24 protein-coding genes are annotated in these 24,203 nt (G+C 48.6%); 14 read left to right on the top strand and 10 right to left on the bottom strand.

The window, feature by feature from the left end; all coding sequences use genetic code 11:
- The first annotated feature begins 100 nt into the window (after nt 1-100).
- The 9 genes from CGRAC_RS05495 (at nt 101) to CGRAC_RS11870 (ending at nt 7,862) form a co-directional block, all read left to right on the top strand.
- Nucleotides 101-838 (top strand): helix-hairpin-helix domain-containing protein, encoded by a 738-nt coding sequence (locus CGRAC_RS05495; protein ID WP_005870635.1) that lies wholly within the window; start codon nt 101-103, stop codon nt 836-838.
- Nucleotides 839-1,280: 442 nt separating this feature from the next.
- Nucleotides 1,281-2,975, top strand: a complete 1,695-nt coding sequence (locus CGRAC_RS05500; RefSeq protein ID WP_005870632.1) for an acetolactate synthase large subunit — start codon at nt 1,281-1,283, stop codon at nt 2,973-2,975.
- Between the two features lies 1 nt (nt 2,976).
- Nucleotides 2,977-3,447 carry an acetolactate synthase small subunit gene (ilvN, locus tag CGRAC_RS05505; RefSeq protein ID WP_005870631.1) on the top strand — a complete coding sequence of 157 codons (471 nt, stop codon included), beginning with the start codon at nt 2,977-2,979 and terminating at the stop codon, nt 3,445-3,447.
- A 31-nt stretch (nt 3,448-3,478) separates the two neighbouring features.
- The gene (gene lpxD, locus CGRAC_RS05510; RefSeq protein WP_005870630.1) at nt 3,479-4,429 is read left to right on the top strand and encodes a UDP-3-O-(3-hydroxymyristoyl)glucosamine N-acyltransferase; all 951 of its coding nucleotides are present in this window, start codon (nt 3,479-3,481) and stop codon (nt 4,427-4,429) included.
- Nucleotides 4,430-4,801: 372 nt separating this feature from the next.
- Complete coding sequence (locus CGRAC_RS05520) at nt 4,802-5,422, top strand: Type 1 glutamine amidotransferase-like domain-containing protein (RefSeq protein ID WP_005870629.1); 621 nt, start codon at nt 4,802-4,804, stop codon at nt 5,420-5,422.
- 137 nt (nt 5,423-5,559) lie between these two features.
- Nucleotides 5,560-6,138: an NAD(P)H-dependent oxidoreductase gene (locus tag CGRAC_RS05525; RefSeq protein WP_005870628.1), complete on the top strand. Its 579-nt coding sequence runs from the start codon at nt 5,560-5,562 to the stop codon at nt 6,136-6,138.
- A 599-nt stretch (nt 6,139-6,737) separates the two neighbouring features.
- On the top strand, nt 6,738-7,205 hold the full coding sequence (locus CGRAC_RS05535; protein WP_005870626.1) for a hypothetical protein: 468 nt from the start codon (nt 6,738-6,740) through the stop codon (nt 7,203-7,205).
- Between the two features lie 275 nt (nt 7,206-7,480).
- Nucleotides 7,481-7,621 carry a hypothetical protein gene (locus CGRAC_RS11865; protein WP_005870624.1) on the top strand — a complete coding sequence of 47 codons (141 nt, stop codon included), beginning with the start codon at nt 7,481-7,483 and terminating at the stop codon, nt 7,619-7,621.
- Nucleotides 7,593-7,862: a hypothetical protein gene (locus CGRAC_RS11870; RefSeq protein ID WP_143297849.1), complete on the top strand. Its 270-nt coding sequence runs from the start codon at nt 7,593-7,595 to the stop codon at nt 7,860-7,862. The genes CGRAC_RS11865 and CGRAC_RS11870 overlap by 29 nt, the downstream gene beginning before the upstream one ends.
- Before the next feature lie 215 nt (nt 7,863-8,077).
- Here CGRAC_RS11870 and CGRAC_RS05540 read toward each other — a convergent pair whose 3' ends face one another.
- From CGRAC_RS05540 to CGRAC_RS05570, 7 genes are all read right to left on the bottom strand, one after another.
- Nucleotides 8,078-8,752: an alpha/beta hydrolase gene (locus tag CGRAC_RS05540; RefSeq protein ID WP_005870621.1), complete on the bottom strand. Its 675-nt coding sequence runs from the start codon at nt 8,750-8,752 to the stop codon at nt 8,078-8,080.
- Between the two features lie 436 nt (nt 8,753-9,188).
- On the bottom strand, nt 9,189-10,907 hold the full coding sequence (locus CGRAC_RS05545) for a proline--tRNA ligase (RefSeq protein WP_005870617.1): 1,719 nt from the start codon (nt 10,905-10,907) through the stop codon (nt 9,189-9,191).
- Nucleotides 10,897-12,453, bottom strand: a complete 1,557-nt coding sequence (hemA, locus tag CGRAC_RS12500; protein ID WP_050346323.1) for a glutamyl-tRNA reductase — start codon at nt 12,451-12,453, stop codon at nt 10,897-10,899. Before hemA ends, CGRAC_RS05545 begins: the two co-directional genes overlap by 11 nt.
- A complete protein-coding gene (locus CGRAC_RS05555) occupies nt 12,453-13,445 on the bottom strand; it encodes a polyprenyl synthetase family protein (protein ID WP_005870615.1) in 993 nt (330 codons plus the stop codon). The genes hemA and CGRAC_RS05555 overlap by 1 nt, the downstream gene beginning before the upstream one ends.
- The gene (locus tag CGRAC_RS05560) at nt 13,445-13,690 is read right to left on the bottom strand and encodes a DUF2018 family protein (RefSeq protein WP_005870614.1); all 246 of its coding nucleotides are present in this window, start codon (nt 13,688-13,690) and stop codon (nt 13,445-13,447) included. Before CGRAC_RS05560 ends, CGRAC_RS05555 begins: the two co-directional genes overlap by 1 nt.
- 932 nt (nt 13,691-14,622) lie before the next feature.
- Nucleotides 14,623-15,537, bottom strand: coding sequence for an HAD family hydrolase (locus tag CGRAC_RS05565; protein ID WP_005870607.1), 915 nt, complete (start codon nt 15,535-15,537; stop codon nt 14,623-14,625).
- Nucleotides 15,538-15,894 (bottom strand): hypothetical protein, encoded by a 357-nt coding sequence (locus CGRAC_RS05570; RefSeq protein WP_005870606.1) that lies wholly within the window; start codon nt 15,892-15,894, stop codon nt 15,538-15,540. It lies immediately after the preceding gene.
- Nucleotides 15,895-16,088: 194 nt separating this feature from the next.
- Between CGRAC_RS05570 and CGRAC_RS05575 the strand changes: the two genes are divergently transcribed.
- From CGRAC_RS05575 to CGRAC_RS05595, 5 genes are all read left to right on the top strand, one after another.
- Nucleotides 16,089-17,360 carry an O-acetylhomoserine aminocarboxypropyltransferase/cysteine synthase family protein gene (locus tag CGRAC_RS05575; protein ID WP_005870605.1) on the top strand — a complete coding sequence of 424 codons (1,272 nt, stop codon included), beginning with the start codon at nt 16,089-16,091 and terminating at the stop codon, nt 17,358-17,360.
- Nucleotides 17,360-17,773, top strand: coding sequence for an RrF2 family transcriptional regulator (locus tag CGRAC_RS05580; RefSeq protein ID WP_005870604.1), 414 nt, complete (start codon nt 17,360-17,362; stop codon nt 17,771-17,773). Before CGRAC_RS05575 ends, CGRAC_RS05580 begins: the two co-directional genes overlap by 1 nt.
- 9 nt (nt 17,774-17,782) lie before the next feature.
- Complete coding sequence (gene cysK, locus CGRAC_RS05585) at nt 17,783-18,697, top strand: cysteine synthase A (protein WP_005870603.1); 915 nt, start codon at nt 17,783-17,785, stop codon at nt 18,695-18,697.
- Between the two features lie 702 nt (nt 18,698-19,399).
- Nucleotides 19,400-20,587 carry a replication-associated recombination protein A gene (locus CGRAC_RS05590; protein ID WP_005870600.1) on the top strand — a complete coding sequence of 396 codons (1,188 nt, stop codon included), beginning with the start codon at nt 19,400-19,402 and terminating at the stop codon, nt 20,585-20,587.
- Between the two features lie 94 nt (nt 20,588-20,681).
- On the top strand, nt 20,682-21,698 hold the full coding sequence (locus tag CGRAC_RS05595; RefSeq protein WP_005870599.1) for a hypothetical protein: 1,017 nt from the start codon (nt 20,682-20,684) through the stop codon (nt 21,696-21,698).
- Between the two features lie 264 nt (nt 21,699-21,962).
- On the opposite strand, the gene CGRAC_RS05600 is transcribed toward CGRAC_RS05595, so the two are convergent.
- The 3 genes from CGRAC_RS05600 to CGRAC_RS05610 form a co-directional block, all read right to left on the bottom strand.
- Entirely contained in the window at nt 21,963-22,727 is a 765-nt protein-coding gene (locus CGRAC_RS05600) for a hypothetical protein (RefSeq protein ID WP_005870588.1), read from the bottom strand.
- 96 nt (nt 22,728-22,823) lie between these two features.
- Nucleotides 22,824-23,753 (bottom strand): hydroxymethylbilane synthase, encoded by a 930-nt coding sequence (hemC, locus tag CGRAC_RS05605; RefSeq protein WP_005870584.1) that lies wholly within the window; start codon nt 23,751-23,753, stop codon nt 22,824-22,826.
- Nucleotides 23,750-24,202, bottom strand: a complete 453-nt coding sequence (locus tag CGRAC_RS05610; RefSeq protein ID WP_005870582.1) for an FxsA family protein — start codon at nt 24,200-24,202, stop codon at nt 23,750-23,752. The genes hemC and CGRAC_RS05610 overlap by 4 nt, the downstream gene beginning before the upstream one ends.
- Nucleotide 24,203 lies beyond the last annotated feature (1 nt).

The following is a 24,203-nucleotide window of genomic DNA, read 5'->3' on the forward strand; positions in this document are numbered from 1 at the left end:
TGAAATAAGATAGTCAATTGTAGCAAAATTTTGCTTGCGTGTTAATCAAAGATTTATCGTGAGGGTTTAAAATTTGGTAACTTCCAACAAAGGAGCGCACATGAAAAATTTAGTGATTTTGGCTCTTTTAGTGAGCCTCGCCGCGGCGAAAATCAACATAAACGAAGCTAGTCGCTACGAGCTGATGACGATCGGTGGGCTTGATGCGGGTAGGGCGGATATGCTTATGCAATACCGCCAAAAGCGCGAAATTTCAAGTGCAGATGAGCTAAAGGGCATCAACGGCTTTGCAAGTTACGATACTGCTAAACTGCAGAAGAGCTTTGAAATATCGCCTAGAGCTAACGTGCAGCAGCCGGTGCAGCCTGATCGCGATATAGTCGTGGTCGAAAAGACCCGCACCCGCACGGTTTACGGAGGCTCTACTTACAGACGCGTGGAAAATTACGGAAACGGCATCACGATCACAGAGACTGGCACTTTACCGCCTCCTCTTCCGCGAGGATATGGTAGGCACGGCGGCATGATGTCGCCTCCTCCCCCACCTCCTGGCGGCATGCCACCACCTCCGGGAGGCATGCCACCACCTCCGGGAGGTATAAAACCGCCTCCTCCGCCACCGCCACCTCCATCAAGTGACTATTACCACAGAAGTTCTAACCGTATGAGCGATAGTGAAATTGGCGGAAGCTCGCGCCGTAACATGCCGGTGCCTATGCATATGGGAACGATCCGCTCGAAAAGATCCAGTAGCGTCACAAGCTTCGGCGACTGCGATCCACAAAGCGGCAACTGCGCTAGCGTGGGCGTAGGCGTGCAGGTAGATAGAGGGTTTTAAAATTTAATTTTACGCAGGCGGAATTTTTAGAATTTACAATCGAGATTCCGCCCGCCTTAAATTTACGGCTAAATTTTAAAATTTTGGTAGTGTAGAATTTAAAATTTATGCAGGTATCGCTCCACGCTACAATAAAATTTCAAAAAATTTTATAAATTTAATCGAGCCTCGCGTGGTAAAATTTCAAGCTAAAATTTTATGTTAAAACTGCTGCGCCGCGTTTTATCAAGATAAAATTTGCACCTTAAAATTTTAAATCCGAAATCCAGCCACATGATAAATTTTAAATTTGCCTTTTCCACTCTTTCTAAATTCCGAAATTTTGCCCCGTCTTGCTGCTATTAAATTTTAAATTCGACCCGATTTAACGCCTTAAATTCGTGAAATTTAATTTACAAAATAATATAATCACAAAATTATTCCAATGAAACAGGATGGGCGTATGAAAGAAATTAGCGGATCGCAGATGATCGTGGAGGCGTTGCGGCAGGAGGGGGTCGAGGTGGTTTTCGGCTACCCGGGCGGCGCGGCGCTAAACATTTATGATGAAATTTACAAACAAAAATACTTCAGACACATTTTGGTGCGCCACGAGCAGGCCGCAGCGATGGCTGCGGACGGATATGCGCGCGCTAGCGGCAAGGTCGGCGTGGCTGTCGTCACGAGCGGACCAGGCTTTACCAACGCGCTTACGGGGCTTGCTACGGCGTATAGCGATAGCATCCCGATCGTGCTTATCAGCGGTCAGGTGGCGACCTCGCTCATTGGCACCGACGCCTTTCAGGAGATCGATGCGATTGGAATTTCGCGCCCTTGCGTTAAGCACAACTATCTGGTTAAAACGATTGAAGAGCTGCCTAGAATTTTAAAAGAGGCCTTTTACATCGCTCGCAGCGGCAGACCTGGACCCGTGCACGTCGATATTCCCAAAGACGTAACGGCGAAGCTTGGCGTTTTTGAATATCCTAGCGAAATCAAGATGCAGACTTACAAGCCTAATTATAAGGGCAACGCTAAACAGATCAAAAAAGCCGTCGAGCTAATCGCTAATTCCAAAAAACCTATCCTCTACATCGGAGGCGGCGTCATCAGCGCGGGCGCAAGCGAGCTGGTACGCGAGCTTAGCGAGTTTGCGCAGATCCCAGTCGTTGAAACCCTTATGGCGCTAGGAGCCGTGCGAAGCGACGATAAAAACTGCCTCGGCATGGTAGGAATGCATGGCAGCTACGCCGCAAATATGGCGCTTAGCGAGTCGGATCTGATAATCTGCTTGGGCGCGAGATTTGACGATCGTGTCACGGGCAAACTTAGTGAATTCGGCAAAAACGCAAAGATCATCCACGTCGATATCGATCCTAGCTCGATCTCAAAAATAATAAACGCCGATTATCCGATCGTGGGCGATGTAAAATCGGTGCTAGAGGAGATGCTGCCGCGCATTAAAAGCGAGGTCAGCCCTGCAAATTTCGAGCAGTGGCGCGAGCTCATCCGCAAATACGATGAAATTCACCCGCTTAAATTTAACGACAGCGATGAAATTTTAAAGCCGCAGTGGGTTATCCAAAGTACCGCAAAAATCGCTGGCGAGGATGCTATCATCGCTACGGACGTGGGGCAGCATCAGATGTGGGTCGCGCAATTTTATCCGTTTTGCAAGCCGCGCACTCTGCTAAGTAGCGGTGGACAGGGCACGATGGGATACGGCCTTCCTGCGGCATTGGGCGCGAAGGCCTATGCGGGAGATAGGCCGGTTATAAATTTCAGCGGCGACGGCTCGATTTTGATGAATATCCAAGAGCTGATGACGGCTAGCGCGAGCGGTCTAAACGTCGTAAATATTGTATTAAACAACAATTTCTTAGGCATGGTGCGGCAGTGGCAGAGCCTATTTTACGGGCAGCGTTTCTCATCGACCGATCTTAGCTCGCAGCCAGATTTCATAAAAATTGTCGAGGGCTTCGGCGGCGTGGGCTTTAGCGTTAGCACCAAAGCGGAATTCGAAGACGCGCTGAAGCAGGCTCTTGCTAGCAAAAAGGTAAGCGTCATCGAGGCTAAGATCGATCGCTTCGAAAACGTCTGGCCGATGGTGCCCGCAGGCGGCGCGCTTTATAATATGATTTTTGAGCAGGAGTCTTAGGATGAATAGCATAAGAAGAGTAATCTCGGTCGTCGTTACCGATGAGCACGGCGTTTTATCGCGGATCTCGGGGCTTTTTGCGGGGCGCGGCTATAATATCGACAGCCTCACCGTTGCACCGATCCCAAATACAGGTCTATCGCGCCTTAGCATCGTTACTTCGGGCGACGAGCGCGTCATAGAGCAGATCACTAAGCAGCTTCATAAGCTGATCCCCGTCTACAAGGTTATCGAGGATGCAAAATTCGTCGAAAAGGAGATGGTTTTGGTAAAAATCGCACTGGGCGAAAATTTAGCGGGGCTTGATGCCGTTTTAAAAGCCTACAACGGCAGCATCGCAAATAGCGACGACAGCAAGATCGTCATCATGGCGTGCGACGACGCAGACCGCATCGACGGCTTTTTAAAGACGATAAAAAAATACAATCCGATCGACATCGTCCGAGGCGGCAGCGTCGCGCTGGATATGTAAGCGGCGATAAAATTTAATCAAAGGAGCGCAAATGAAATTATCTAAAATTGCCGAAATTTTAAACATAGAGCTTAACGGAGCGGACGCGGAGATCACCGCGATAAATTCGCTTCAAAACGCAAGGCAAAGCGAGCTGAGCTACTGCGACAGCGACAAAAACGAGAAATTTTTATCCGCTACCAAAGCAGCCGCCGTGCTGGTAAAGTGCGGCACCGCGGTTCCAAACGGCGTGCGAGCGCTGGAGTGCGAAAATCCGCACCTAGCCTTTGCGATCCTAAGCGCGCATTTTGCTAAGCCGCTCATTCGCAGCGGCGTGCCCGCAAAGATCGCCGCCAGCGCGCAGATCGGGCAGAACGTGCATATCGGCGTAAATTCCACGATCGGTGAGAACTGCGTCATTTTAAGCGGCGCGTATATCGGCGATGACGTGCATATCGGAAGCGACTGCGTGATCCACGCAAACGCCGTCATCTATAACGACGCGATCATCGGCGAGCGCTGCATAATCCACGCAAATGCCGTTATCGGAAGCGACGGCTTCGGCTACGCGCATACCAAAACGGGCGAGCACGTTAAAATTTATCACAACGGCAACGTCGTGCTGCAAGACGAGGTAGAGATCGGCGCGTGCACGACGATCGACCGCGCGGTATTCGGCTCGACGATCGTTAAGCGCGGCAGCAAGATCGACAATCTCGTTCAGATCGGGCACAACTGCGAGCTTGGGCAAAACTGCCTCATCGTCTCTCAAGTTGGGCTTGCGGGCTCGACGACGCTTGGACGCAACGTCGTGATGGGCGGACAGAGCGGCAGCGGCGGGCACGTAAGCGTGGGCGATTTCGCTCAGATCGCGGCGCGCGGCGGTATAAGCAAGGATCTAGCGGGCGGCAAAAACTACGCAGGGCATCCTATAATGGAGCTTAGCGAGTGGTTCAAGCTGCAGGCCAAGATCGTTAGATTTTTTAAAGATAAAAAGCACTAGCCGTTTTGCCTTGGCTGATTAGATCGATCGGCTTAATTTGATCGTTTTGATCGTTCGCTCTGGTGGACTCCTCTAGCCAGCTCGATTTGATAGGTTCGCGTCGTTTTAGTGAAGTTTGAAACCGCCAGGCAGTTGGTGATTGTGGAGTAGTTTGCGCTGCCGTTTTGGCTTTAGTGTATTTTGTAATCGCTGCGGCGATAAATTTTGCCCTTTTATCGGCAAAATTCTGTCCGCGCCATTTTTTATCGTGCGCTTGCTTTGTGGGCGCGGTAGAATTTGCTCTGCTAGTTTGAGCTGCGTTTGCTCGCAGTCATTGCGGCCGAGCTTTACGAGCGCTTTTAAATCAGTAAAAATTTAATTAAAGGAAAAACGATGATAGAGATGTTTTTATGCTCCTATTTTGCGGGCGCAGCGACGCTTTTTGAGGATTTCGCCGGGCAAAATATCCGCGCTAAAGAGGTGCTTTTTATCCCGACCGCCGCAAACGTAGAGGAGTACCGAGACTACGTGGACGAGGCGAAAGAGGCGTTTGCCAAAATGGGCTTTACGCTTCAAATTTTAGACGTTTCCAAAACAAGCGAGGCCGAAGCGAAGGCAAAGATCAGCGCGGCGCGGGTGCTTTACGTAAGCGGCGGCAACACCTTTTATCTTTTGCGCGAGCTTAAAAAGAAAGGTCTTGCTGACCTCATCGCAGATCGCGTCCGAAGCGGCGAGCTCGTGTACGTGGGCGAGTCGGCGGGCGCGATGATCGCGGCTCCCAGCGTGGAGTATGCGAGCGCGATGGACGATGCGAGTGGTAGTGAAGCAGTAGCAGCGCAAACTGGGCTTGATCTGGTGAAATTTTACCCCGTGCCGCACTACGGCGAGGAGCCCTTCGTGCAAAGCACGGCTAAAATTTTAAAAGCTTACGGCGGCAAGTTAAAATTGACGCCGATAAATAACGCCGAAGCGATCGCGGTGCACGGCGATAAATTTGAAATTTTAGGGCGATAAACTGCGGCGTGAAAGTAAAATTTAGTAATTAAACGCTTCGTAAAATTTATGCTTACATTTGCGCATAGGGCTGCGAAGTGAAATTTTAACTTAGGTGCAGCGAGTTGCTAACGAATAAATTTAATCAAAGGATCAAAATGAAAATATTACTTATCAATGGTGGGGCGCCGTTTAATGGCAAAGGCGGCAAGCTAAGCAAGACGCTGCACGAGCTAGCCAAAAAGACGCTACAAGCCCTAGGGCACGAAACGCGCGAGACCACGATATTTGAGGGCTACGATATAGAGGGCGAGGTAGAAAAATTTCTATGGATGAATGCCGTGATCTGGCAGATGCCCGCGTGGTGGATGGGCGAGCCTTGGCTAGTCAAAAAATACGTGGACGAGGTGTTTATGGGCGGCATAGGCAAGATAGTGGCAAACGACGGGCGGCACAGCGCGAGCCCAAACGACGGCTACGGCACGGGTGGGCTAATAAAGGGCAAATCGCACATGTTAAGCGTCACTTGGAATGCGCCGCTTCAGGCGTTTGACAAGCCGGGCGATTTTTTTGAAGGCGTAGGTGTAGACGGCGTTTATCTGCATTTTCATAAAGCCAACGAGTTTTTAGGCACGAAAAGGCTGCCTACTTTTATGTGTAACGATGTCGTTAAAAATCCTGATGTGGAGCGTTTTATGAGAGATTACGAGGCGCATCTAAAAAAGGTTTTCGGCTAGCCTTAACGGACTCGAACGAGTTTATTTGCTCTTAATACAGCGCCAGATGAGCTAAAGCGGATTTATAAGATCGCTTCTTAAGTTCGGATATTACGACGCTTGTGAAATTTTAAAATAATGCCAAAGCAGTAATATTTGTTCGAGCGCGGCTTGCGACGCGCGAGGTTTTCGTAAATCGCGAGATTCGAGCTTTGCTCGGCTGACTGACACTGCGTGATGTGCAGGAGGTGTGAAATTTGCGGCGTTGCGGCGTGAAATTTCGAGTCTTGCGGCGCGCGATTTATGCAGTCACTATATAAAATTTCATACGGCTGTCGCAGCTTTTAAGTCTGTGCGAAATAAAACTTGCAAAACGACGTGGCATTTTGCGATCGTTTTAAATTTTGCAAATGCGCTGTATTTTAGCTCGGTGCGAGATAAAATTTTACGCGGCGCACTTTTATGTGATGTACGCGTCTGGCTTGCCGTTGCTCGTTAGTGCCATGTCAGCGAGCGCCTAAGCATGGATGAGCGCGATGGCTGGCTCGTGTAACTATTAGCGTGCCGTTCAGTGCTGCTAGTGGCTTTAAGAGACGCGATGTGTATTTGCAGGGGAAGAGATGCTAAAAATCGATATGCTTAAATTCTTTCGCTCGGGCGAGTTTGCTGACGTAAGAAGAGGCTTGAGCTGCGCGCAGATCATTGTGATGTTCGGCTCTGCGGATGCGAGCTTTAAGAGCGCTGAAGCTGAAATTTTAAGATACGGCGCCTTTGAGTTTCACTTTTTTCGGGGCGAAATTTTTATGATTTTTTCGGATCATTTTAGAAGCGAGCCTCTTGATTTAGGCGGCGTAAGGGCGGGGCAAATCGAAATAGAGCCTTGGATATTATCGGGCTGTCCTGCCCCCATCGATCTTGTGGCGGCAAAAGACGCTTTAGATCGCGAGCAGATCGAGTATCGCGAGCGCGCAAGGGATGATGGTTTTGAGCTAGACCTAAACAGCGGCGTTACGCTTGCGTTTGAAAGCTTGAGCGGGTTGGGCGAGTCGCGTAGTTACGAGCTTACCGCATTTTGGATAAAATTTTAGCGGAATTTAAAAAGAGAAATATTTCTTTCGTGCGCTTTTTAAATTTAGCTTTTAAATTTATTCTTTGTCGAATGAAAATGAATGAAGATCCAAGACGAACTTCGGCAGAAGCGGCGCCTTGTATCGCGCACGGCGCTGGAAAAAACCGAGCCGTATTAGCTGCAGAAGTGCGGATTTAAAGATCGCGATAGCTTATAGCGACGTAGCTCTGCTTTTATGCCGCTACGGCGCGCCAGGATGAAGCGCCGAAATAAAATTTAAACAAAAGAGATTTTATGCTTTTTGATACAAAATACGATGAAAAAAAGATCGCTAGCTTTAATCAGATGAATACGCTTTTAAGATGCGTGCTGCTGTTTTTTATCCTTGGCGCGGGTGCGGCGCTATATGTCCTACACCGCAGCGCTACCGTCTAGCCCAGAGGATTTGCAGACCATAGAGGGGCGCGTCATATATGTGCAAACGAATAAGAGCAGAGGGGCTAGTTACTATAGGTTAAATTTAGTGGATAGCGCGCTTAAGCAGAGGCGTTTTTCTTTAGATGTTTACGGTACACAGATAGATGGATACAGGGCCGCAATATACGACAAGGACGTAAAAATTTGGTACCAAAGGATCGGGGTCGATACCGACTTTGCACGGGCAGATCGCCCTTAAAGACGGGCAAATGGTTTTAAAATACGATTATGCTTTTGCAGCCAGGTTTTATTACAATGCCATATCTGATTCCTACAGAATCACATATTTAAAATGGGGCGGCGGTGCGCTGTCGTATCATACGACAAAGATTGCCTAAATACAAATAACGAACCATATAATAGGCAGGTTATTTTATATTTTACAACGCGATTAGATTTCGAATCGCTTTTTTTTTAAATCGATGTCACAATCTCCGCAATCCACGCAGCAACGGCGTTAGGATTAGAGATCATAGACAAATGTCCGCTGTGGATTTTTCGCGTTTTTGCGCCAATCTGTTCGGCGAAGCGCTGCTGCACGGCAAACGGTAGGGCGTTGTCGTTTTCGGTGAGTAGATAATAAGACGGTTTGTAGCACCACGCCGCCGCGCCGATTTTATCTGCAAATGCAGCAGCATTCATCGGCGTTTGTACGGCGGCAAGCACGCGACTTTGCTCTGCGGGTAGGTCATTTGCCATCATGTGAGCGAAAGCTTCAGCACTCAGGACGATTTCGCCGTTAGCATCGGGGCTTAGTCCTTCCATCGGCGCATTTTGGCGAGTGAGCGCGTCCGCTGCGGATTCTCTGCTATCTGGGACGATGGCAGATAGATACAGCAGCGCGGCGACGTTTACATGTCTGCCCACATGCGTAATCGGAACGCCTCCCCAAGAATGCCCTACTAATAGGGCTCTACCTCGCAACCTATCTAGCTTGCGGCTAATGCTTTGAGCGTCGGCAGCAAGCGACGTGAGCGGATTTTGTACGGCGAGCGCATTTAAGCCCGTGGCTTGTAAGCGACGTATTACTTCGGCATAGCATGAGCCATCGGCGAATGCGCCGTGAACGAGGATGATATTTTTAATCATATTTTCTCCTCTAAAGCTAGATTTTGATTATAGAACTCGGCGGGTGAGGCACAGCCCAAAATCGGAAAAGCAGCGTTCGCAGCGAGCGCGGCAGTAAGGCAAGGAAGTGTCGCCTAAAAAATTTGTTTAGAAACAAATACTCCTTTTTTGGTTAAATAAAAATTTTAATCTATGATGACGGCAAGTCATTAGAAGCCCCCGACACGAAGCGACGCAGCTTGATAATCGGTCACCCGATTGCCACCTAGTACGTCGTATCTAAGCGATAATGCCCGCTTACCTACGTTGCTAAAAATAGTACCTTTGTTGCTCGTTTCGTGCTATAAAGAGTGCGCTAGCTCTGCGCGGTTATGGCAGAGCACGGCTACAGCGGTAAATTTTAAAGAGCTAATTCTATTTTTTGTTACAAAATTTAGGGTCAAATTTCACACGCTTCCTAATTTTTCTCGATTAATTTCCTCTCGATAAAGCTTAAAATTTCATCCGCGCTTACGCTCTGCCGCTTTAGGCCTGCGCGGGTGATGAACTCGACGCTTCTCTCCGCTAGGGCTTTGCCTACGAGCACGGCGTACGGAAAGCCCATCAGCTCAAAGTCGTTCATCTTCACGCCGAAGCGCTCCGCGCGATCATCAAGTAGCACGCGAATTCCGCGCTCGCGGCACTGCTCGTACAGTTTCTCGGCAAATTCTACCGCCGCCGCGTCTTTGTGATTTGAGATGATGATCTCAAGCTCAAAAGGCGCCAGCTCACGCGGCCACACGCAGCCTCGCTCGTCGTGGCTGCTTTCGATCGCTACGGCGATAAGGCGGCTTGCACCGATACCGTAGCAGCCCATGTAAAACGCACGAGCCTTGCCGTTTGCATCCAAAAATCGCGCTCCCATCGGCTCGGAATATCGCGTGCCGAGCTGAAAGATATGGCCCACTTCGATGCCTTTTGTAATGCTAAGCTCGCCGCCGCAGCATGGACACGCGTCGCCTACGCCCACGGCGGCAAGATCTGCAAAGCGCGATTCGTTAAAATTTATCACGCTAGCGCCCACGTAGTGGTAATCCGGCTCGTTCGCGCCCGCGATCATCTCGCGCGCTCCTTTTAGCTCGGCATCGATGTAAAATTTAGCTCCCTCGCCGAGCCCGAAAGGTCCGCAAAAGCCCGCCGTAAAGCCTGCTCGCGCGATCTCCTCCTCGCTAGCATCGACTAGCTCAAGCGCGCCGCAGGCGTTTTGCGCCTTGGTCTCTTGCAGCTCGTCGCAGCCGCGGATAAAAAACGCTACGATCTCGCTGCGATCCTCGTATAGCGCTTTTTTGATCACCGCCTTGATGGTGTAGAATTTATCTACTTTGAAAAATTCCGCCACCGCGTCGATCGTTTTCATCGCGGGGGTTTTAAATTTCATCATGCCGTCGGTTTCGGGTGCTGCGGCGTTCGTGGTTTTGGGCGCACGGCGCGCAGCCTCGATGTTTGCGGCATACTCGCAGCGCTTGCACACGACGATATCATCCTCGCCGTTATCCGCTAGCACCATAAACTCCTTGCTGCCGCTGCCGCCGATCGCGCCGCTGTCCGCATCGACCGTGCGAAAATTTAATCCCAGTCGCGTAAAAATCCGCGAATACGCCTGCCTCATCACCTCAAACTCACGCTTCATATCTGCAGCATCCGCGTGGAAGCTATAAGCGTCCTTCATCGTAAACTCGCGTCCGCGCAGAAGCCCGAAGCGAGGGCGTGCCTCGTCGCGGAATTTCGTATTGATCTGATAGATATTTAGCGGCAGCTGCTTGTAGCTCGTGATCTTATCCGCTACCATCAAAACCGCCGCCTCCTCGTTAGTTGGGCTTAGCACGAAGTCGTTATCCTTGCGATCTTTGAAGCGCAACAGCTCCTTGCCGTATTTGGCGTAGCGGCCACTTTTTTTCCATGCATCCGCGGACGTCACGACGCTAAAAGAGACCTCTTGCGCGCCCGCAGCGTCCATCTCCTGCCTGATGACGGCGCAGATCCGCTCTAGCACTATCTTTCCTAGCGGCAAAAAATTATAAAGCCCGCTGCCCAGCTGCTCGATAAATCCCGCGCGGATCAAAAGCGCGTGGCTAGGTAGTACCGCGTCTCTGGGGGCCTCTTTTAGGCTTGGAGCGAAAAGCTTACTAAATTTCATTCTGTTTGTCCTTTTTCTCATTTTCTTGATTTAAAAATTTTTCGTAGTTTTCTTGCAGTTCAAAAATTTCGACCAGCGCATTTACCGCGTTATCGGCATTATCCGCGTCGCCAAGGTTTTTTAAATTTACCGTCGGAGCGTGCAGAAACGCTTTAAAAACCTGATGAATTAACTTGCGCGCCTCCTCTGCATCGCTGTGCTTTAGATAGCCCTTTTTAAGCGCCTTGGCTAGCTCTAGCTCGGCTACTTGCTTCGCGCTTTGGCGCAAAGCCTTGATGATCGGCGTAGATGCCGCCGCTTTGAGCCATTTGAAAAATTCATTCGTGCATTTCGCCACGATCGAGTAAGCGATCTGCGCCTGCTCCTCGCGAAGCAGCAAATTTTTCTTTACGATCTCCTCCAGATCATCGACGCTATAAACCTCGACGTCCTCGCTTTGGCTAAGCTCTACGTCGCGCGGCACGGCTATATCGAAAAAATATCGCTTAAAGCTTTTGGGCTCAAGCAAGCTATCGGTAATGATCGGCTCCTGCGAGCCCGTAGCGCTGAAAAATAGGCTATTTACGTTCAGATATTTTTTGAGATTATCAAGGCCATCGATTTTAATGCGGGATTGCGCCTGCGCAGAGGAATTCGCGAAGGGGGCAGAATTTTTATCACCTTTGGAATTTCCGCCTGCTATGCGAGATTCATTGCCGTCTGCGAAAATATCTTTATTAAAATTTACGCCGTCTTTGGAATTTTGTTTTTGCGCGACATTTTCGCCCGCGAAATTCGCGACATTTCCGGAATTTAAGTCGTCTGAGTTATTTCCTGCGCCGGGATTTTCATCCGCGCAATCTTTCGCATCTAAGGAATTCTCGCCAAGTAGTGAGGCGGCTAGCCTCTGCGCGCCGGCTAAATTTCGATTTAAGATTGTGATATTCGCGCCGTTTGCGAGTAGGTGCTTGCACGCCAGCTCGCTCATCTCTCCTGCGCCCACTACCACGGCGTCCGCGCCTTGCAAGGAGCCCAGCCTGTCTTTTGCCATCGCCACGGCGACGCTTGAGACCGAGATCGGGTTTTTTGAAATTTCGGTTTGATTGCGGATACGCGCCGCGCACTTTAGCGCTTCATCTATGGCTCTTGCGATCTGCGCGCCCGCGTAGGAGTTTTGTTTGGCAAATTTAAAGGCATCTTTGAGCTGGCCTACGATCTGTGTTTCGCCCACTACGAGGCTGTCAAGAGATGCTGCGACGGCGAAAAGATGGTGTATCGCACCGTAATCCTCGTAAATATCGGCGCGCTCGGCTAGCTCGTCGTAGCTCACGCCGCTTACGCGTGAAAGCGCCAAAAGCACGAATTTGCTGGCTGCTTTGAAGTCGCTTACGGCGGTAAAAATTTCAACGCGGTTGCAGGTGCTAAGCACCAAACACTCCTCTATCGCGGAGTTTGAAGCTAAAAGGCGCAAAATTTCTTTCTTGCGCACGTCGTTTGAAAACGACAGCTTCTCGCGCACTGTGATGTCCGTGTTTTTGTGGGTGAAGCTCACGCTCATATACGCCATCAAAACTCCCTATCTATCATATCTCGCACGATTTGTTCCAGCTTGTCGTTTTTAAATTCCGCCACGGCTTCAAGCGCCTTTTGCCCGTAGGCGCGAGCTTCGTTTATACAGCGCTCGATGATGCCGTGCTCGCTAAGCTTTGCCTTGATCCATGAAATTTCGCTCTCGCACAGCTGTTTTTTAAAAAACGATCTCAGCTTTTGTCGCTGCGCATCATCTAAATTTCCATACAAATAGATGTAGGGCAGGGTGGTTTTGCCCTCTGCAAAATCGCTCAGGCTTGGCTTGCCTAGCGCTTCTGAGCTTTGCGTGACGTCTAAGATGTCGTCGATGATCTGAAAGGCAAGCCCAAGATTTTTGCCGTATTTGCCGAATTTTGCGCTCGCGCTTGAAATTTTATTATGATCTTTCGCGGCGCTTGGAATTTCGCCCTCGTTTTTTTTGCCGCTCATATCTGAAATTTCGCCGCGATTTTCCGCGCTGCCGAATTTCAAAAACGCCCCGCAGCGCGCGACTTCCTCTATGAGAGCCGAGGTTTTTAGATAGATCATCTGTAGATATTTGCTCGCATCGTCGTTGAAATCGTCGCTTAAGCTCACGTCCATCAGCTCGCCCACTGCGAGCTTCGTGACGGCGAGCGAAAGCGCGGCGGCGATGCGGCTTTCAAATTTGCTAAGCTCGAAATATGCCTTGGAATAGAGTATGTCGCCTAGCATCACGGCGTTTTTGGAGCCGTAGGTGGCATTGATCGAGGGCTTGCCGCGGCGCACCGAGCTTTCGTCGATGACGTCGTCGTGCAGCAGGCTTGCGGCTTGAATGAGCTCGATGATCGCGCACAGACGCAGTGATTTTTCATCTTTTCGCGCGATGTTTAACAGCAGCTTAGAGCGCAGTTTTTTGCCGGGGCTTAGCCTATCAAACATCTCGCTAGCGGGCTCATATCCGCAGTCTGCGATGAAGCTTTTCATAATTAAATCAATTTGATCTTGCATTATTCGTTATTGCTTAGGATATTTCCGCTCATTTGCAAAAATTTGTCGTTTAGCTCGTCTTGTAGATCCTGCTGCGCTATGAAGCTTTTGATCTCGCGCTCGCTAATGCCGCGCGCTTCGCAGAGTCGCTCACAGGCGATTAGGCGGATTAGAGCTTCTTCGATTTCGTTTTGCACTAAAGTAGGGCTTGCAGCGGATAAAATTTCAAAAAATTTCTCTCTTGGGCTGCTTTCAAAAATATCCATTTACCTTCCTTAAAATTTCGCGATTATAGCAAATGTAAAATTTAATTTAGGTTAGGACGCGGCAAACTATCGGGGCTTTTAAACAGGAGCGATTGCACAGATTTTGCGCTTGCGTGCGGTAAATTTTAAGCTTAAGCGCGGGATTTTGGGCTTTGAATCTCATAAATTTTAAAATTTTACTTGTTTGCGAGATAGGCAGAGCGAGCGAAATTTAAAAATTTAATCTTGGTCGCGTGGCGGATTAAACGCGAAGCTTTTCAAATAGGCGGAATTTTAAATTTACGGATAAACAGCTTGATTTTGCGGAAATTTTAAACTTCTGTGGTGCGGGTAAAATTTTAGATTTCACGTGAGTGGATAGAATTCTGCTTTGTTTGAGCGCTAAAATTCTTGGATTTCGCGCAGGCGGAGAAAGTTTTTGCTTTGCTTGTTCGGTAAATTTTGATTTCTGCGTGGCGGATAAATTCTATTCTCACAAAATCTAATCGCGTGCATAACACAGATCGGGCGTTTTTAAATTTTAAAATTCCGCCGCTTTGCGAGAATTTGAAATTTCATGGACACAGTAGAATGCTAAAATCGCGTTTGGCATTAAATTTTAAGCCTGGCTTTCGAGGCAAATTTTAAATTAAGCCGCGAGATGGCGTCTTTAAATTTTAAAATTTCGCCACCTTTTACAGATAGAATTTCATTTTTCGCGCAGATAAAATACCGCATTGCAAAAGATACTTTAAAATTTTAAATTCCACTCGCGCAGATGAAATTTCTGTTTTTGTGCTGGCGGAATTTTCTGCGCAAGGATTATTTTTAAATTTTAATTTCGCTTGCGTTGCGCGCAAGGACGGAATTTACTCCGTTTTAAGGGCCTAAGCGTGATTTTATCCTGCTGCAATACTACTTTTAATTTAGCTATGCCTAAAAAGCCAGGCTGCTTAAATTCCGCCGATAATTTCGCGCGCTTGTGCGATGCTTAGGGCATTGCGACTTAGTTCGCTAGGCTCGCCAAACCCCCAGCATACCTGCAAATACTCAAGTTTCGCACCTTTTAGATCTGCCAAGTTTGCCTGAAAGCATCGCGCTGCCGCAGCTTGCGCGTCTTCCGTCGCTTCTGCTTTTGCGGAAATTCTGGCGCCTTTAAAGCTTAGCGTTGCCGCCCCGCCAGCGTCCGAGTCGTTAGAGCGGAATTTTTCATCCGCGTTAAGATTTTTGCTGCAAGAGCTTAAGCTTCCGCTACTAGCGCTGAAATTCTTTCTACTCGTATCGCGGCTGGCGTTTAAGCTCTCGCCGTCATTGCCGCCTTGAAATTCTAAATTTTGTAAAAATTCTGCGCCGCGGAGTGCAGCTAGCTCATCCTTTTTGCTATCACCTAAAAAAATCGCGTTTTTGTGCGGCGAGCGCGAGATTACGTGTAGCAGCATCGCAGGGTTGGGCTTTGAGGGCATCTGCTCGTCCGCGCCTACGACCAGATCAAATAGCCTGCGCACGCCCGTTTTTTCTAAGATCGCGCTTAGGGTATAGGAAGGTGCATTGGAAGCGACTGCGAGAAAAAATCCTGCTTTTTTGCACGAGTGCAAAAGATCTTCGATACCCTCGTAAAGCACGGCAAAATCGCGGTAATTGCTTACAAATTCCTTCTCGAAAAAAGCAAGCTCTTCGGCGCTCGCTTCGGTTTTGCCGTAAAATTCCAAAAAGGCGTTTTTGCTTGGATCGTTGATGGTGTGGACGATGAAATTCTTTTGTAGCGGCGCTAGGCCGTAGAGCTCGCGGCGAGTGTTATTGACGCTGATTTCGATCGCGCTCGAGGAGTCAAGCAGCGTGCCATCCATATCAAAAATCACGGTTTTCATCTAATAATCCTTTAAAAAATCGATTTTATGCTTGTCTTTTTTGTAACTTTTATTGTTTTTGAGCTTTTGCAAGGCGTTTGCTTCATGCTGCAGCGCCGATCTAAACACGGCATCGCTGGTCTGTCCTGCCTCGCTAGCATCAAGGACGTTTTTGGCAAAGCTTTCAAGCGCTTTGGTGTAGGGACTATCGAGATTCGTAGCGGCCGCTTTAGATAAAATTTCGTAGTTTTTAGCTATTCGCTTCGCAAAAAGCTCTGCGTCGAAATCCTCGCGCTTTAGCAGCACTACGGCGGATTTTACAAAGCGTTCTAATGCGCGGATATATTTAACGCGCTCATCTTTTTCTCTGATTTGCATGATCTTTCCTTAATTAAAGCGCGCATTATAGCAAAATTCGAAATTTTGGCAAAATTGCGCATATTGTAAAACTATATTTTAATAATGTTTTTTCTATAAATCCCTTGTTATAGGCATTTTAAAATCATATAAAAATACTTGACTTTATTTTAAAATTTCGATATTATTCGCCAAATTTTTTACAAAGGACAAAAATGCAAAAAGAAACCCTCGCAACTCATTTTGGTTACGACTCCGTCGCAGGCTACGGCACGATGGCAGTCCCCATTTATCAAAGCACCGCGTTTAACTTCGGTTCTAGCAAAAAGGCTGCTGATCGCTTCGCGCTGCGTGATCTAGGACCAATTTATGGGCGTTTGACAAATCCTACTACTGATGTTTTTGAGGCGCGACTTGCGGCGCTGGAAAACGGCAAAGCCGCAATCGCGGTCTCTAGCGGGCAGGCGGCAATATTTTTTGCGGTGGCAAATTTAGCCGCAGCGGGCGAAAATATCATCATCGCCGAGAAAATTTACGGCGGCGCGACCACGCTTTTGGCGCACACGATCAAGCGTTTCGGCATCGAGGCTAGGATTTTTGACTCCGAAACGGCAGATAATTTGGAAGGTTTAATCGATGATAAAACTAGAGCGATCTTTTTCGAGACGCTTTCAAATCCTCAAATTTCAGTTGCAAATACCGCTAAAATAGCTACAATCGCAAATAAGCACGGCGTAGTAACGATTGCTGATAACACGATCCCAAGCCCTGCGCTTTACAATCCGCTTGATGACGGCGCCGATGTCGTAATCCACAGCGCTAGCAAATACATAAGTGGGCAAGGTCTTAGCATCGCAGGCGCGATCGTTTCGGGCAAGGGATTAAATTCCAAACTCAAAGGCAATCCGCGTTACGCACATTTTAACGAACCTGATGAGAGCTACCACGGCTTAGTTTATGCGGATTTGGTAGATAATTTCGACATTTATACGCTTAGAATTCGCTTGTCCCTGCTTCGCGATATTGGTGCGACTCTATCGCCGTTTAACGCGTTTCAGCTCATCCAGGGGCTTGAAACACTGCCGCTTCGCATGCAAAAACACTCGCAAAACGCGCTAAAGATAGCAGAATTTTTGCAAAATCATCCGAAGGTAAAGCAGGTCAATTATCCGGGGCTACCTAGTTCGCCGTTTAATGCCGCGATCAAAGCGAAATTTAAAAACGGCTATGCAAGCAGTCTGATGAGTTTCATCGTAGATAGCGAAGAAACAGCGCTAAAGGTGGTTAGTAAGGTTAAAATTTTCTCCGTCGTAGCAAATATCGGCGATACGAAGTCGATCATCACTCATCCTGCGAGCACGACGCATTCGCAGCTAAACGAGGAGCAGCTAAACCGCGCTGGCGTACCTGCGAGCTTAATCCGCCTAAGCGTGGGTATAGAGGACGCGAATGATTTGATTTCCGATCTTAGTGAGGCACTGAAATAATGGCACTTTTAAGCACAAAGGGCGTCTATGGGCTTGCTGCAATTTTGCAGATCGCCAAAGCTAGCGAAGTAGCGCCGATAAGTATAAAAGAGATCGCCGAGCGTACGGGAGTTTCTAAGAATTATTTGGAGCAAATTCTAAATACCCTTAGAAACGAAAAGCTAGTGTGTAGTATCAAAGGTAAAAACGGCGGTTATCACCTAGCTAGAGATGCTAGCGAGATTTCTTTCGGTGAAATTTTTACTGCGCTTGAAAAGGATCTGCGGATGACTAGCATTCAGATGAGCGATCCTGGACTGCGGGCATTTTTTGAGAAATTTGACGTCAAGCTGGCAGAGATATTTAACGAGCCTCTAAGCAGCTACGAGGAGATGATGGCGCGAAGCGTCCAGTATTTAAATTTCAGCATTTAAAGGAAAAATATGAAAATAGCAAACGATGTTACGGAGCTCATCGGCAATACTCCATTAGTCAGAATCAATACGTTTGGCAAAAATGCCCTCATCCTAGCCAAGGCGGAATTTTTAAATCCAAGCCACTCGGTCAAGGATCGCATCGCATGGCAGATCGTAAAAGACGCGCTAAGCTCAGGCAAAATCGATAAAAATAGCGTTTTGATAGAGCCTACCAGCGGAAACACGGGCGTGGGGCTTGCGATGATCGCGGCAAAGCTCGGTATGAAGCTCATCCTAACGATGCCAAGCTCGATGAGTATCGAGCGCCAAAAGCTCATCGCCGCATTCGGCGCTAAAATCGAGCTGACCGATCCGAAATTTGGAATGAAAGGCGCGGTAGATAGGGCGAACGAGCTAGCGGCGAGTACTCCAAATAGCTTCATCCCGAGTCAATTTGACAACCCGAGCAATCCAAAGGCGCATTTTCAAAGTACAGGACCTGAAATTTGGGAGCAAAGCGGCGGCAAAGTAGATATTTTAGTCGCGGGATTTGGCACAGGTGGCACGCTTAGCGGCACGGCGAAATTTTTAAAATCTAAAAATCCAAACCTCAAAGCCTACGGCGTGGAGCCTGCTAGCTCACCGCTTCTTACGTGCGGTAGTGCGGGCGGGCATAAAATACAGGGCATCGGCGCAAATTTTATTCCTGCTAATCTTGATAGGAGCGTCATCGACGGCTTTTTGAGCGTTGAGAACGACGATGCGTTCGCCGCAGCTAGACAGCTGGCACAAAAAGAGGGCTTGCTGGTGGGTATCTCAAGCGGTGCGAACGTTTATGCTGCCGCTCAGATCGCTGCCAAGCCCGAAAACAGGGGCAAAGTGATCGTTACGGTCCTCTGCGATACCGGCGAGAGGTATCTTTCTACCGAGCTTTTCAAATAGGCGGCGGTTTTGTGCGAGCGGGGCGGTTAGCGCGGTAATTTTTACGCATTTTACGCGGGCGCGCAACTTCGCGAGATTAAATTTTACGCTGGCGCCGGAATTGGCGCGATGAGTTTGCGCGATCGCGCGGGTTATTGCGACAATGCGCGATTATGTTTTACATTTTTCGCGTTACGTAGGCGCGAGAATTAATACGATAGTTTCTGCGCGGGCGAGGTGATAGTCGCGATGGTTACGCGATGACTTTATGAGAGTGAAACTATTTTTAGCTTTGCTGATTTTGTGTTTATTGATTTGCTAATTTAGCGGCTCGCCGAGAGATAAAATTTAACTCCAAAATAGGGCTAAATTTTAAAATTTTATCTTGCGCGCCTAGCTGATTTCGGGCGCGCTATGTATGGCTGCGTTACCGCGCAGCGCAAGGCATTAAATTTTAAAACCGCTAGACCTACCAAATCTGCGCGATCTGTTCTTGCCGCAAAATTTTATATCGCCGTTCACACGCACGCGAGATAAAAATTTAAAATCCTATCTGAAATTTTAAAGCTTCCTTTCGCGGCGCAAATTTCAAGTCCGCGCCGTGCTTAAATTTCAAAACCTCGCCGTATAAAAAATCTAAAAATCCGCTCTTTAAATTTAGTCGAATTTCAAAATTTAATCATAAAAACGCTATCATCGGGGCAAAATTTTTAAGGTTGCAAAATGAGTTTGAGCTTGAAATTTCGCCCCAAAAGCCTTGATCAAATCGCGGGGCAGGGCAAGATCGTAGCGGTTTTTAAAAAATTCGTCGCCGCAGGCAGCATCCCGCACAGCATATTTTTCGGCGCCGCAGGCAGCGGTAAAACGACGATGGCGCGCGTGATCGCAAGCGAGCTGAACTATGATTTTTACGAGCTTGACGCTACGAGCCTGAAGGTCGAGGATATCCGCAAAATTCTATCCTCGCACGCCGGCTCGCTCATCAAGCCGCTCATTTTTATCGACGAGATCCACCGCCTTAGCAAGACGCAGCAGGAGGTGCTGCTCATCCCGATGGAGAACTACGCCGCGATCATCATCGGCGCGACGACGGAAAATCCGCAGTTCGTGCTAAGCAGCGGCATCCGCTCGCGCTCGATGATCTTTGAGTTTGAGCCGCTTAGCTACGAGGATTTGGAGGCGCTTTTGGCGCGGGTGCAGGGCGAGATCGGCTTTGAGATGGACGAGGAAGCGCGAAAATACCTACTAAACTCCAGCAGCGGCGATGCAAGGAGTATGTTGAACCTGCTGGAATTTGCGCTTTTGGCAGACAGCGCCATTACGCTGGATACGCTTCGCACGCTGCGTGCAAATGCCGTCGCTGCGGGCGTTAGCAGCGACGATCTGCATTACGAGCTTGCCAGCGCGATGATAAAAAGCCTGCGCGGCAGCGACGCCGACGCCGCGCTGTATTATGTCGCGAGGCTGATAGATGCGGGCGAGAGCGCGGATTTTATCGCGCGCAGGATGGTGATCCTAGCTAGCGAGGACATCGGCAATGCCAATCCAAACGCCCTAAATATCGCGGTTAGTACGCTAACTGCCGTCAGCAAGATCGGCTATCCCGAAGCTCGCATTATTTTAGGGCAATGCGCGATCTATCTGGCGCACAGCCCCAAATCAAACGCCGCGTATTTGGGCATCAACGCCGCTTTGAAGTTTGTCCGCTCCGCTGCACCGCTACCTACGCCACGCTATCTCATCAACTCCGACAAGCAGATAGCGGACTACAAATACCCACACGACTTCGGCGGCTGGGTAGAGCAGGCCTATATGAGCGAGGCGGCGAAATTTTACGAAAGCAAGGGGATCGGCTTTGAAAAGACGCTGGATGATTGGCTGGCAAAGATCAAGGCCAAGGGCTCGGTTTAAATTTACGTGCGGCGAAGAGCTTAAATTTGAACCGAGAGCGTAGATTTTAGCGGCTCGCGAGACTTAAATTTAAAAATATTCGCAAGGAGCGCGAATGAATGAGCAAAATTTGAATTATATCGCAAATTTAAAAGTGCAGGACGTACCGTGGAGCAGGCTCACGACCGCTTACGGCAGGGCGAGCGGATTTGCTGAAATTTTTGAGAAACTCGCGCGGGCAATAGAAGCTTGTGATGCGGCGCGCGGCTTGGGCGGCGAGCAAAATTTAAAAAGCGGGCCCGGCGCAGGGCAAAATTTAAAAAGCGGATCCGATTGCGGGCAAAATTCTACGGACGCGACAAGATGCGGCGCGGCGCAAAATTCCATAAATTTAACGCAAAAGAGCGAGTCTAAATTTAAAAAGGCAGATAACGAGGCGGCGAAATTTAAAAAGGGCGGAGAGACGGAGCTTAAAACGGATACGGCGAAGTGCGGCAAGGCGGAATTTAAGAGTGCGGATAGCGTGGCGATAAAATTTAAAGCGAGCCAGGCGAGTAAATTTAAAACGAGCGCGGTGGATAAGAGCTCGGATGCGAGCGAGCGGGATAAATTTGACGCCAAGGTCCTCCAGGATGCGCTTAGTAAGATTTTTAACGAGATAGAGCATCAAAGTACGCTTTGGCACGCAACCCCTTTTGCGCTGCTGTTTTTGACGCGCATCTTTATACGGGCGCGCGCCGCGGCGGGCAAAAACGCGAATAAAAATAATCAAAACGCCGTGGCAGATAAAAAGCGAAACTATGCGGCGGACATAAACAGCAAAGACGAAAACTGCGAAAACGAAGCGGCAGGCTTTATCGTAGCTCGGCTCGGCAGGTTTTTTGCGTTTATGATTGAGATTTGCGATGATACCGACAAGATCTCGCACGCAGCGCCGCTGGCGAACTTTTCGGATATGCTTGCGGAAAAATATTTGTGGCCGCAGAGCGATGAGAATGACGAGGAGCGCTGGGAGGAGCATTTTTACGACGATGAGCTATTTTACAGCCTCTATTTTTATTCGCGGGCGGTTTTGGACGCGACGGGAGTGGACTTTGCGCAGTTTAAGCCTGGGCCAGGCCGGCGTTTTTAAGCGTATTGCTTGTGAGCGCTATGTTTAAGCCTCTTTCGCCGCCATGTTCAAATTTATCGCGGCGCGCTTTGGCGATGCTTTGTTTAAATTTAGACTTCAAAAATTTTTAAAATTATTTAAAAATTTACGGTGTGCGGAATTTGCAGATCGTCTTCTTAAATTTAAAATTCGCGCGATTTTTGATCGGCGGTGTGGTTAAGCTGCGGGTAGCGCTTTTAAATTTAGATCGCCGCGAAGCCTTAAACCCGCTTGCGGCGCAGCTTTTTATGTGGTTTTAAAAAGATACCAATTCGGCGCAATTTTTTCTATCATTATAAACTCGCTAGGACTCATTTGCGGCAGATCCGCCTCGTCTTGCACCCGCAAAAAGCCCACGGAGTTATCGGTGATCCCACCGATAAGCAGCATAAATTTTTTGCCGCTCGTCTCGGCGTGAGAGAGATGCAGGCTTTTGATCTCCGCCTTTGCGCGCTCGGGCTCGCCGCCTGCGTAAAGCTCGTAAATTTTTTCAAATGCCGCTAGGTTTTGTTTCCCAAACTCCATAAGCTCTTTATCGGGCGCTAAGATTAGCTTTAAATTTATGATATCCGCATCGGTTCTTTGCTCAAACTCCCGTTTTTGCGCCTCGTTAAATTTTTCATATTCGCTTACGATAGCCTCAATAATAGCGGTTTGCGCCAAAACTCGCACGGCGTAGATCCCGTCATCCTTAGTATAGACGTAAAGATCGAAGTACTTCTCTTTAGAGCCCAAAAATACGTGAAAAATCTCGCTAAATTCGCTGCTGCGTCCAAGTGGAGCAACCGTGATTTCGCTATAATTATCTGCCGCGTAGAATTTACGCTTTAAATAGCTTCTCATCTCGCCTTTAAAATGAAGATTTTTATCGAAGTTTGCGTCGCTAAATAGCGAGCGGACGAGCTCTTCGTTAGAGCTAGCGTTTAGACCTAGCGCGCAGCTTGCACAAAATATGAGCGAGGCAAAAATTTTTGAAAATCCCGCTGTTTTAAAAAATCTAAATAAGCTCAAAATTTAACCTTTTAAAATTTTATAAATTTAAAAAGTCCATAAATTCTGGAAGTTTTAAAATTTTGCAAATTTTTAAACTCCGCAAATTTTCGCCTTTTATAGGCTCGCCATCGCTTCAGCGCGCGCAAGAAGCTGCTTTGCGCCCTTTTCGATAAAAACGCGCGCGAGCTCCGCACCCACGCTTTGGTATTGAGATTTTTGCGCGACGATGCTTTGACGGATACTCTCGCTGCCGTCGGGCAGGCCAACTATCGCGCTGATGTGGATATTTTCGCCCTCAAGGCGCGCGTTTATGCCGATCGGCACCTGGCAGCCGCCCTCCAAAACTCTGACAAAATCCCGCTCCACGGTCGTTTCGATGATCGCGCGTTCGTCTTTTAGAAATTCTATAGCGCGCAGGATTTGCGGCTCGTCCACCGCCTCGATGCCGAGCGCTCCTTGCCCCATCGCAGGGATCATCTGCGAGATTTCAAAGGGCGCTACGTGCTTTACCTCGGCGCGTAAATTTAATCGGTTGATGCCCGCCATCGCCAAGATGATCGCGTCGAATTCCCCGTCTTTGAGCTTTCGCAAGCGGGTTTGGACGTTGCCGCGCAAGGAGATCACCTCTAAATCAGGCCGCATGCTAAGCAGCTGCATCTTGCGGCGAAGGCTCGTGGTGCCGACTTTTGCGCCGCGGGGCAGCTCGTCAAATTTAGAGTATTTTTCGCTGATCATCGCATCGCGCACATCCTCGCGCGCGCAGATCGCTGCTAGCACGAGCCCCTGTGGAAACTCCACGGGCACGTCTTTTAGGCTATGCACGGCGATATGTGATTCGCCGCGAAGCATGCTCTCCTCAAGCTCCTTCGTAAAAAGCCCCTTGCCGCCGATTTTTGCAAGCGGCGTATCTAAAATTTTATCGCCTTTGGTTTTCATACTTTTTAGCTGCGCTTGGATGCCGCGGGCATTAAGTAGCGATGCGATATGTTTGCTCTGCCACAGCGCAAGCACGCTGCCGCGAGTAGCGATGATCAAATTTTTCATTTTTCCTCTCCTATGCTTTTTCGAATTTCGATTTCGTTCTCTTCGATCACCTCTACGTCGATTACATCGTCGCTTGCGCGGCTGCGTCGCCAAAATTTTCGCTCTCTTTTTTCGGAATTTTCGCTGCCGGTGTTAAATTTAGGCACGTCGCTGGTGACGCAGTAAAACGACGCAGTGATTATGCAAACGCCTAAAATATCGCCGAAAATGCCCGGTGCAATGAGAAAAACGCCGCCTACGACGAATCCCACGCCGCTTAAAATTTCTTTCGGCGAGATTTTCATTAGGTTAAAAAAGCCCATCCACGAGCGGTTTGCTACGACGTAACCGCCTAAAATCGCGCTTATGACGATCTCCACAGCGTACGCAGCAAAGCCGTTTGCGCTTACGAAATAATAGGTCGTAAATGCCTCAATTATCAGATATGGAACGATCAAAAGCCTAAACATA

Origin of the sequence: Campylobacter gracilis (genome assembly GCF_001190745.1) — a bacterium.
In the GTDB taxonomy this organism is placed as follows: Bacteria; Campylobacterota; Campylobacteria; order Campylobacterales; family Campylobacteraceae; genus Campylobacter_B; species Campylobacter_B gracilis.